Genomic DNA, 10,677 nt, shown 5'->3' on the forward strand with positions numbered 1-10,677 from the left:
CTACTTAACAAGTAAATTAAATCAAATGTAATATCAATCATCATTTCATTCATGTATACCAGGCTCCTTTTTATTTAAAGTAAAAGTATATTTTGATAGACTAATCTACTAACTTACAATTCATCTTCAGTCAATCTCTTTGTAGTATATGTATACCCTTCCTAACCTTTTCTAAACGTAAAAAACTATAATTATATTTTTTCTTATTTATATGTTTAACATTTTTTAAAACGGGTATGTTTATATTGTTATGCTTACTATATGGAAAGGAATATTACGATGAACGCCATTCACTCTACTACTATTTCTTATAATGAAATACCTACAATAACGCAGATTCATCATTTTTATGCTTTAATGACAACATTTCAAACGAATGTATTTATAAGTAAACACGGAACACTTACTTCTATTAAAAACTTAAGCACTCTAGTATCCTTTTTCCTTACTGTAAAAAAGAGAGAGCTTGTATTATTTATCTTTGAAGGAATAGATGCAAAAAGAGCTTTAAGAACACTCTTTCCTTCTTAAAAGTTTTGTTATCCCCTGTTCCCTCGATTGTTACTTTTCATATATAGTTTTATATTTCAAAATGATTTCCTCTATGAAAAACGCCCCCCTAATATAATAGGGGGATTTCTAGTTTGGCCTTATGAAAACTGATATAATATATATTACGTTTTCATTCTTTACGATTGAAAACTTTTAATAATCTTGAAGGTAGGAATTTTTGATGAAATCAAAAGCAAAATTTAGTATTCGTTACAAAATTATGGCTGGTTATTTAGTTATCATTTTGTTCTTACTTATTTCTTTCATTATGTTGAACAATGAGATTTCTAATTTACAAAAATCTCGTAATTTTATTATTGAGCACGATTTTAAAGTTCTCAATTTAACAAATCAAGTGGAGAAAGATTTACTAACAATTGAAAATAAAGCGAAAGGGTTTATCATTTCTAATAATCCAAATTACGTACAATCTCTTAATTCTGCGGAAAAGGATTACGAAAAGCATTATCAAGATCTTTTCTCATTATTAGAGGATAACCCATCTCAGCAAGAAAAATTAAAACAGATTAACGAAAATATTATTAGTTGGATAAATAAAGAGATTCACCCGTTAATTGCAAATCATAATAGTAATAATGTACAAACAATCGACACGACTCAAATTCAGTCCTTACAGTCACAGGTAACTAACTTCCGTAGCACTGAGGAGCAATTAACGAAAAAAAGAGCAGCACAATTAGATACTGAAAATAATAAATTAGAGATTTGGTTATACAGTTTATTGTTCTTACTTTCTTGCATTTCCATTATTGTTTCCCTTTATATTTCTAATTCCATTACAAAAACGATTAAAAATGTAATTCAAGCTATTAAATCCATTTCTTCTAAAGAAAAAATCACGGAAAGAATTCATGTAAACACACGTGATGAAATAAAAGATCTTGCTCATACAACGAATCACTTACTAGACGAAATATCGAAAAGAGAATGGTTACAAACTGAGCTTGCAGAATTAATTTTAATGTATCAAGGTGTATCTTCTATTGAGATGTTAGGTAACAAAATTCTTAGTGGAGTGATACAAAAAACGCAAACTTCTTGCGGTGCATTTTATGTACGTGAAGAAATTGAAGACACTGTCTATTATGTGAAGAAAGCTTCTTTCGCCGATCAAGGTGCTGATATTGGGAAACAATCCATTCAAATGGGTGAAGGTTTCATTGGACAGTCTGCCTTAGAAAAGAAAAGTTTTATTCTCAGAGACATACCCGAAGAGTTTCGTTATGTCACTAGTGGAGTATTAGAAATACGCCCTAAAAATCTATTAATCATCCCTATCTTATTTGAGGATGAAGTGATCGCAGTAATGGAGTTAGTAAGTGTAACTGAGATTTCAGATTTACATCAAGATTTAATTCAACAAACCGTTGATAATCTAGGTTTAACAATCCATAGCATTATGGGACGTATGCGAATTCAAACTCTTTTACATGAATCACAAGCAATGACAGAAGAGTTACAAGTTCAATCAGAAGAATTGCAAACGCAAGCAGAAGAACTACAAATGCAAGCAGAAGAATTAAGAACAACGAATGAACAATTAGAGTCTAGAACGGAAGAGGCGGAGCAAAAGACAGCTGACTTACAAATTACTAAATCAGAATTAGAAGAAAAAGCAAGTGAGTTGTTGCGTAGTTCAAAATACAAATCTGAATTTCTAGCCAATATGTCACATGAATTACGCACACCGTTAAATAGTATTTTACTATTATCTGAAATGTTAAAAGAAAATCATGATAATCATTTATCCGATGATGAAATTGAATTAGCAACCGTCATTCATTCATCAGGGAAAGATTTACTTACTTTAATTAATGACATACTAGATTTATCGAAAGTAGAAGCTGGGAAACTAGATGTCATTTTCGAAGCAACGAATATAAGTGATATGGCAGCAAGTATGCATCAAAACTTCTTACATATCGCTGCACAAAAAAATGTCGAATTTACGATTAAAGACAGTGACACCATTCCGGATCTGTTTTATACAGATGCAAAACGGATTGAGCAAATTATTAAAAACTTATTATCCAATGCATTTAAATTCACCGAAAAAGGATCCGTTTCTTTACATTTCGATTCAATAGAAATAAGTAATTTGAGTCATGATATGCAGTCTATAAGTAAAGATTGGATTACAATTTCAGTAAAAGATACTGGTATTGGTATCGCTAAAGAACAGCATCAACTTATTTTCGAAGCCTTTCAGCAGGCAGATGGCGCAACGATTCGGAAGTATGGTGGTACAGGATTAGGTTTATCTATTTGTAAAGAGTTTGCTAGATTGTTAGGTGGTTGGATTACGTTAGAGAGTCATGTAGGAGCAGGCAGTACTTTTACAGTATATATTCCTAACCTTCCAAATGGATTACATGATATACAGTTATCCAATTTAGAAGTCGCGGCAACGATAGAAGATGTTATTCCTGCTGAAGTTGTTGAAGAAACTATCGTTACTACCGAAACAAATAACGTCTTCCAAGAGAAAACCATTTTAATTGTCGATGATGATCATCGAAATATATTTGCGTTACAAAATGCATTAAAAAAACAAAATGCCAACATTATTACTGCCCAAAACGGCTTAGAGTGTTTAGAAATACTAAAAAGCAATACAAATATTGACCTTATTTTAATGGATATTATGATGCCTAATATGGACGGTTATGAAACGATGGAAAATATCCGAATGAACTTAGGGTTAAGTGAAATACCTATTATCGCATTAACTGCTAAAGCAATGCCAAATGATAAGGAAAAATGTTTATCTGCTGGCGCTTCAGATTATATAAGTAAACCATTAAATCTACATCAACTCTATTCGGTAATGAGTGTATGGTTAATAAAATAAGTGAGGTTTAGTTGGAGTGGAAAATAAGTATTATAATTTTGATCCATCAGTAGATACAGATGAGCGCACGAACTTAGAAATTGAATTACTATTAGAAGCAATATTTAAACTATCAGGATTTGATTTTCGCCAATATGCTCGCACATCTATTTATAGAAGAATTTGTAATAGAATGCAGCTCTCTAATATCCCTACCATTTCAAAATTAATTGAAAAAGTAATTCACGAGGAAGGGGTTTTAGAACAGTTATTAAATGATTTCTCGATTAATGTAACTGAGATGTTCCGTAACCCTGCCTTTTTTAAAGCGCTTAGAGAGCATGTTATTCCTGAATTAAAAAAGCAACCTGAAATTAGAATTTGGCATGCTGGATGCGCAACTGGTGAAGAAGTATTATCAATGTCCATCTTACTTCACGAAGAAGGATTAAGTGAAAAGTCGGTTATTTACGCAACAGATATGAATACAAATGTGTTAGAAAAAGCAAAACAAGCTATCCTCCCGTTAAATAAAATGCAAACTTATACGAAAAATTATTTACAAGCTGGCGGTACACAAGCATTTTCTAACTATTATTCAACAGATAATCGTTTTGCTTATTTTAATCCATCACTTTTACAAAACATTATTTTTGCACAGCATAATTTAGTAACTGATCAATCTTTTAACGAGTTTCATATTATACTTTGTCGTAACGTTTTAATTTACTTTACAAGTAAACTTCAAAATCAAGTGCAGCAACTATTTTATGAAAGTTTAAGTCACAATGGTTTTCTATGTTTAGGAAATAAAGAAACGCTTCGTTTTTCAAATATAATGCCGCATTATACCCAATTTAATCCTAGCGAACAAATTTATCAAAAAATACAATAAAAAGCGTATGAAATCCTCTGTTTGGATTTCATACGCTTTTTATTTCGCATTCGTTTGTATCATAATTAGACACATATCATCTGATTGCGCTTTCTTTTGTTCTTCCTTGTAAAACCCTTCTATCTCGCCTTCTAAATCTCCCCATTTTCTTTCTGTAAAAGTACGTAATTTCTCTTCAGCCTCAAATTCATCATTTGCAATTGCTTCAAGAACACCATCTGTAAACAATACGATTTGAGCGTTCTTCTCAAAAGGTATAACTATCTTTTCAACTTTTATTTCATCAAAAAATCCTACCGCACAACTCCCGCGATTTAGTTCAACCATATTTGTTTCATCAACTAAAACGTATCCAGAAGGATGCCCTGCATTTACATATTCAATCGTTCTCTTTTCTGTATCTACTACTAAATATATCGCTGTAAAATAATATGGAATATCGTCATTCTCATTATGTAAAAGAGTCATATATTTATTTAAGTCTTTAATGACAAGTTCTGGATCGATTAAAGATTTAATCGTTTCACGTAATACAGACGAAATAAACATACAAACTAATGAAGCAGATATACCATGTCCCATCACGTCTAATAATATAATACCGTAGCGGTTTTCATCGATTTTATACCAATAATACATATCTCCAGCTAATTTAAATGAAGGTAAGTAACTTGCTTCAATTTTTATATAATCTTCTCTTAATGGGCTACTTAATAAGTTTCTTTGTACTTGCGTAGCTAAATCTAGTTCATTCCGAAGATTTTCTTCTTGTTCTTTATGCCAATTTAATTCCGATTTCAAGCGTAATGCTACACGCATACGCGCTAACAATTCAACTTTATTTATCGGTTTCGTAATATAATCCATTGCCCCCATATCAAGAGCTTCGGCCAATTTATTGGCATCCTCTAAAGCTGTAACAAAAATAATAGGAATATCTTTAAACTTCTCCTCTTTTTGTAATCGCCTACAAACTTCAAGTCCATCAATTTCAGGCATCATAATATCTAATAAGATTAAATCAATTTCATTATACCTGGAAGAATCTTCTCCAAATTGAATGTATTCGAAAAGCTCTTGTGCAGAATTCAGCGATACAAGATCCTGATATCCGGCTTGTTTTAAAATTTTTTCAATTACAAAGATGTTAACCGGATTATCATCGACAATTAAAATGGACACAAGTTATTTCCCCTTTTCTTATTTAAAATGTAAATCTATTATCATTTTCTATTTTTCTAGTATTGCATACTCAGTTACAAAATGAAAATTTCCTACTCTAACATAATTTTTATACAGCAAAAGAACAAACCCCCAGAAATGAGAGTTTGTTCTTTCATTCTATAAATTTCCACTATTAATTTAACACCATTGCTTTGTCATTTAAAAGACGATCTAATTCTTCCATATGATTTGTTTCATCTGCAATCATATCTTCTAGTTTTACAACTAACTCTGTCATATTTAATTTCGCTGCTTGTTCTTTTCTCGTTTCATAACGCTTAATTGTCTCATATTCTGATTGTCTAGCGGATTTTAACATTTCTCTAACATCTTCTACTTGTTTCACTGGTAAAGGGATTGTAGTAGGTGTACCACCTAACGTCTTAATTTTCTCTGCTAAATATAGGGCATGTCCTTGTTCATCACTAATTTCAGATTCAAAGAAAGGTTTTAACACTTGTCTATATATACCAGAAACTGTAGCTGCATTATGGTTATACATAATAATTGCTGAGTATTCTCCTGCTAAATCTTCATTCAATCCTTCTATTAGTTCTTTCACATCGTGTGACATTTTTATATCTCCTCCTATATTTAATAACTACCCCTTTTCTCATGTTTTAAACATAATGATTTTAAATTTTTATGTATCTAAAAATGCTGCTTGCTTCAATTTACTTATCGCTTGTCTTTTAATACGAGAAACGTGCATTTGTGAAATACCTAACCGTTCCCCTGTATCTTTTTGATTTAAATTTTCTCCAAATATATAATGAATAACACTCTTTTCTGTGTCATTTAATACGTTAAAAATATCCTTTAAAACGAGACGCCTTTCTGTCTCTTCATATCCTTGCTCTACTTCACCTACAGATTCAATCCTCGCTACCGAACTGCCATCAGATGAATTTTCAACTACATCATCTAAGGAAGATACGCGATAATTATTTTTCGCATCCATAATTTCTAGCACTTCCTCTTCGGATAGTCCTAAATGATCTGCAATCTCTATAATCTTCGGTGAACGCTGGAAACGATCTGTTAGCTCCTCTATCGCAAGTTTAATCTTCCCGCCTAAATCTTTAATTCGCCTTGGAACGTGAATACCCCAAGTTTTATCACGTAAATATTTCTTTATTTCGCCTACTATTGTAGGTATTGCAAACGGCTCAAAAGCATTCCCTATCGAATAATCATACCTTCTTATTGCACCTAAGAGCCCTAACATTCCTACTTGTATAATATCTTCATGCATCGGCCCACCTTTTGAATAGCGATATGCAATGGAGTATACAAGATTTTTATAGTGATTAACCAATCTTTCCTGTGCTTCATCACATTGGTTTTGTTGGAAGTCTGCAATTAGTTTAATAACGTCTTCTTTAGTAAGATTTGTAGGTTGAGATTGGATTTCCATCATTCTCCACCTGCTCTCTTTGTATATATTTTGTCATTAAAACTGTCATGCCCTCATCATGCATAATTTGTATATCATCCATTAACGTATTGATTAAATATAAACCTAAACCATTTTCTGGCAAATGCTCTACTGGTTTATTAATATCATACGGACCAACTTTACTTTTTAAGCTATTAAAATCAAAGCTAACTCCATTATCCGCAGCCATAATTTCTAATCGATCTTCATATAAGCCAAAGACAATTGTAATTTCTCCAACGTCTTCTTTATATGCATGTTGTACAATGTTTGTACATGCTTCACTAATAGCAATTTTCATATCTTCTATATCGTCATAAGCAAAGCCCATTCGATTCGCAACACCAGCCATTGTTAAACGAATAATAGCCACATATTCTGCTTTTGCAGGAATTTTCATTTCTATCTTTTCAAATCTCTCCATCATCCCTAGTCACCTTCTTTCTACTTTTTCAAAATCGGAATTCAAATTTAATATTTCTGTTAGCCCTGTAATATCAAATAATCTTTTTAGCCTTTTAGACACACCGATAAACTCTAGTTTTCCATCATTTTTCTTAACTGCTTTTAATAGAGCTATAAAAACGCCTAAACCAGTACTATCCATATAATCTACGTTATGAAAATCTACTACAATATGAACCTCTTTTTCGCTTGCAATAGGCATAATCTTATTTTTCAAATCTGATGCCGTATAAGCATCAATTTCACCATTAAGTTGTACTGTATAACCTACATCATTTTGCAAAATATTTATTGCCAAATTCATCATTTCCGCCCCCTTATCTCAAACTCTTACTATTTAATTACCCATAAAAATTAATTTTAAACATATTTTTTTATTTTCATTATAAATAAATTTTCTACACCTTTCTCGGCTTAACACTTAAATCGTACTAATAAATGTTTAAAACTTATAATTTTGTGTATGTATAATGTATAAACATTATTTTTAGGGGGATCTATCTATGGAAGAGCACAACTTTAAAAAGGGAGATTTTGTTCAATTTTCTTATCGACACGATCATGCTACAACGTTAGTTGGTTCCATTATTAACATACTAACAAATACAATTGTAGTTGATATAGGTAATAGCGAGGACTTATCTCATATAGAGCCAAGGCAGGTCGTAAAGATAAATAATTGTGAAAAAGTAACGATGGTTTAATACATAATAAAAAGTGTAATTTCAATGAGCGGGGGCCTTCATCCCCCGCTCATTCCTATGCAGATTACATTAAAAAAGCATCCAAATTAGTTCAATTGGATGCTTTTTTATGTATATTTATCAGTTCATTCACTTTATAGTTATATATAATAAACTTAAGATTACTATTCATTATCATACTTACGCTTTCCGCAGCATTCTAGAGAAGAATGTAACGATTAAAATAAAGACGATTGCACCTAATAACGCTGGAAGAATAAAGATGCCTCCCCATTCAGGACCCCAATGACCAAATAACGCACTACCTACCCAAGATCCAATTAAACCAGCAATCACATTACCAACTATACCTAAAGGAAAGTCTTTTCCCGTAATCATTCCGGCTAACGCACCAATAAGTCCACCTACAATACACGTAATAATAAGTCCCACAATTAAACCTCCTATATTGTTTTTATATTTGATTTATCAAGCTTTGGTATGTAACCAAAGCTTGATAAACATGTATCATTCTTTATTATCCAATCCATCACTTATCTTTTGTTTCACTTTTCCGACTTTTTCTTTTATCGTTCCCTTCGTTTTTTCCCACTTCCCTTCATTTTTCAACTCTCTATCTTCTGTAACTTCACCAATTCCTTCTTTTACTTGTCCTTTTTTCTTTTCAACTTTACCTTTAACTTGTTCTTTTAGTCCGTTCTCACTCATATTTACAATCTCCTTTTCGTAATAGATTTATAGATTTACAGGATACAAATTTAAATAGAATACATGCATCTTCTTTCTTGTAACCATTCACCGACTCTTTCTAAATCCTTAACGAATAACAAGATTTTTCCTTCATCCAGCTTTTCTTCGTAGAAGTTCGCCTCTTCCTCATTAAGCCCTAACTCTTGCATCTTATTTCTTAACTGATCTCCTGTGTTTTGAAAGACGTTAATAATGCTTGTCCCAAGTCCCTCCTCTTTTATCCCAATTGTATTCACGTCTGCATTGTCTGCGATTCTATCTGTCCTCTCTTTCTCATGTGTTAATACGTAAATATCTTTTTGGTCTATCCCTTTCTTCACTAGATCATTCGCCGCATTCATGACCTCTTTCTCCGTAATAAATTCATATACAAAAGGTTTACTATACTTCGTTTCCATCTTTAACTTCCTCCTTTAAAATGAATTATTTGTTATATTATATGTAGTACACCCATTTTCGAAATGTTAAACATAAAATATGAAAAAAGTTATGTGAATTTTGATTTTAATAGAGAATGAACATCATCATTTACCACTTTAAAACATCTTCTCCTTACAATAACTACCTAAATTAACAGAAAATTGTTATAATTAAAATTGAGGAGGGATACTATGAAAAAAATCATATCTATATGCGCTCTAACCGCTTTATCTTTCACTTTAATAGGTTGTACAAGTACCTCGGCTACAGATAAAGCTTCACAAGTTAAGCAAGAGCATAAACAAAATACCTTTCAATTAAATTCTGCTAATATTACAGACATTGAAATACTGAAAACAACAAATCATACTACTTCCAAATCTCAAACAGACAACGAAAAAATGATACAATCTATCGTTTCAGCAGTCCAAAAAGGCACTCCTAAACAAATCACACTAGATCAAAAAAAGAGAGAATCTGCACATTCTACTATTACTGTAACATATAAAGATGACTCAAAAGAAGAATTTCTTGTGTGGGCTGATAATAAGGAGCAAATTTCGATTGCTAAAGATGAGAAGAAAGATAAGGTAGAAGGTGTGATAGTGAATATTAAAGATGCTAAAATAATGAAGGATTTCTTTTAAAATTCTAATTAACGTAAAAAAAGTAGGATTACATCCTACTCTTTTTTTAATCATGTCCAATAAATAGACTTTTATAAAATCTATTTAAGGTCTAATTTTGCTAAATCATGTTGTAAAACATTGTTTCCTTCTTGTGGGTTAAATATGATTGCACTAAGACCAAAAACATTCGTAACAACATCTCTATCTTTCGGACGAATGATTCTTACTTCATAAGCAAAAAGTGCTGGAGGAAGAGCTGCTGAACGAAAAGTAACATATCGATTAGGTGGCAATGTTTGTGTTGAAGGGTCTATTAATGGTAACAATACCGGAGAACCAGATGACCAATCAAACATTTCAACTGTTACTCTACGAGTATCATCTGGATCAACATTCATAGCTTCAACAGTAAGAAATAACGTAGCGGAATGTCTACGTAATACACCCGTTGACAAAGTTTCATTGTGATGTTTATGACATCTTCCAGGAGGATGACCATAGCCATAGCTCATATCAATTCCCCCCTTTCATTTACAATTAAGGACAAGTATTCCTTATAATATATAATGCTAGTATTCTTTTAATGAAAGGTATAAAAGCGGATTTCTATCTATATTATTAGATATTTTATTTTTCATTTATTCGCTCTTAAAGAATAAAATGAAACTTTAATCAGCCCCCACCAATCCGGGTCTTACTATCCGAAAAATAGCGGCATAAATCTATTTTAAAAAGGACCTGCTCCATTT

The 10,677-nt window shown here is 31.7% G+C and carries 14 protein-coding genes; 5 read left to right on the plus strand and 9 right to left on the minus strand.

Features of this window, described 5'->3' with window-relative positions; genetic code table 11:
* The first annotated feature begins 279 nt into the window (after positions 1–279).
* The 3 genes from GBN78_RS25880 (at position 280) to GBN78_RS25890 (ending at position 4,298) form a co-directional block, all read left to right on the plus strand.
* Complete coding sequence (locus GBN78_RS25880; RefSeq protein WP_000991347.1) at positions 280–531, plus strand: hypothetical protein; 252 nt, start codon at positions 280–282, stop codon at positions 529–531.
* A 202-nt stretch (positions 532–733) separates the two neighbouring features.
* Positions 734–3,424: an ATP-binding protein gene (locus GBN78_RS25885; protein WP_000836698.1), complete on the plus strand. Its 2,691-nt coding sequence runs from the start codon at positions 734–736 to the stop codon at positions 3,422–3,424.
* A gap of 16 nt (positions 3,425–3,440) precedes the next feature.
* Positions 3,441–4,298, plus strand: coding sequence for a CheR family methyltransferase (locus GBN78_RS25890; RefSeq protein ID WP_000429034.1), 858 nt, complete (start codon positions 3,441–3,443; stop codon positions 4,296–4,298).
* Positions 4,299–4,337: 39 nt separating this feature from the next.
* On the opposite strand, the gene GBN78_RS25895 is transcribed toward GBN78_RS25890, so the two are convergent.
* From GBN78_RS25895 to rsbV, 5 genes are all read right to left on the minus strand, one after another.
* Entirely contained in the window at positions 4,338–5,480 is a 1,143-nt protein-coding gene (locus GBN78_RS25895; RefSeq protein ID WP_000025536.1) for a fused response regulator/phosphatase, read from the minus strand.
* A 175-nt stretch (positions 5,481–5,655) separates the two neighbouring features.
* Positions 5,656–6,096 carry a ferritin-like domain-containing protein gene (locus GBN78_RS25900; RefSeq protein ID WP_000017758.1) on the minus strand — a complete coding sequence of 147 codons (441 nt, stop codon included), beginning with the start codon at positions 6,094–6,096 and terminating at the stop codon, positions 5,656–5,658.
* Positions 6,097–6,165: 69 nt separating this feature from the next.
* A complete protein-coding gene (gene sigB / locus GBN78_RS25905) occupies positions 6,166–6,942 on the minus strand; it encodes an RNA polymerase sigma factor SigB (protein WP_002093898.1) in 777 nt (258 codons plus the stop codon).
* The gene (rsbW, locus tag GBN78_RS25910; protein ID WP_000970580.1) at positions 6,905–7,387 is read right to left on the minus strand and encodes an anti-sigma B factor RsbW; all 483 of its coding nucleotides are present in this window, start codon (positions 7,385–7,387) and stop codon (positions 6,905–6,907) included. The genes sigB and rsbW overlap by 38 nt, the downstream gene beginning before the upstream one ends.
* Before the next feature lie 6 nt (positions 7,388–7,393).
* A complete protein-coding gene (gene rsbV / locus GBN78_RS25915) occupies positions 7,394–7,732 on the minus strand; it encodes an anti sigma b factor antagonist RsbV (protein ID WP_001986277.1) in 339 nt (112 codons plus the stop codon).
* A 196-nt stretch (positions 7,733–7,928) separates the two neighbouring features.
* Here rsbV and GBN78_RS25920 point away from each other — a divergent pair, with 196 nt between their 5' ends.
* A complete protein-coding gene (locus GBN78_RS25920) occupies positions 7,929–8,129 on the plus strand; it encodes a hypothetical protein (protein ID WP_000391014.1) in 201 nt (66 codons plus the stop codon).
* A gap of 180 nt (positions 8,130–8,309) precedes the next feature.
* On the opposite strand, the gene GBN78_RS25925 is transcribed toward GBN78_RS25920, so the two are convergent.
* From GBN78_RS25925 to GBN78_RS25935, 3 genes are all read right to left on the minus strand, one after another.
* Positions 8,310–8,561: a GlsB/YeaQ/YmgE family stress response membrane protein gene (locus tag GBN78_RS25925; RefSeq protein WP_000522902.1), complete on the minus strand. Its 252-nt coding sequence runs from the start codon at positions 8,559–8,561 to the stop codon at positions 8,310–8,312.
* Between the two features lie 75 nt (positions 8,562–8,636).
* Complete coding sequence (locus tag GBN78_RS25930) at positions 8,637–8,837, minus strand: CsbD family protein (protein ID WP_001293469.1); 201 nt, start codon at positions 8,835–8,837, stop codon at positions 8,637–8,639.
* 50 nt (positions 8,838–8,887) lie between these two features.
* Entirely contained in the window at positions 8,888–9,277 is a 390-nt protein-coding gene (locus tag GBN78_RS25935) for a YflT domain-containing protein (protein WP_000448812.1), read from the minus strand.
* 213 nt (positions 9,278–9,490) lie between these two features.
* Between GBN78_RS25935 and GBN78_RS25940 the strand changes: the two genes are divergently transcribed.
* Positions 9,491–9,946: a hypothetical protein gene (locus GBN78_RS25940; protein ID WP_000720857.1), complete on the plus strand. Its 456-nt coding sequence runs from the start codon at positions 9,491–9,493 to the stop codon at positions 9,944–9,946.
* A gap of 80 nt (positions 9,947–10,026) precedes the next feature.
* On the opposite strand, the gene GBN78_RS25945 is transcribed toward GBN78_RS25940, so the two are convergent.
* Positions 10,027–10,440: a hypothetical protein gene (locus tag GBN78_RS25945; protein ID WP_000120203.1), complete on the minus strand. Its 414-nt coding sequence runs from the start codon at positions 10,438–10,440 to the stop codon at positions 10,027–10,029.
* Positions 10,441–10,677 lie beyond the last annotated feature (237 nt).

The organism is Bacillus sp. B2-WWTP-C-10-Post-4 (genome assembly GCF_009183805.1).
Taxonomy (GTDB): domain Bacteria; phylum Bacillota; class Bacilli; order Bacillales; family Bacillaceae_G; genus Bacillus_A; species Bacillus_A cereus.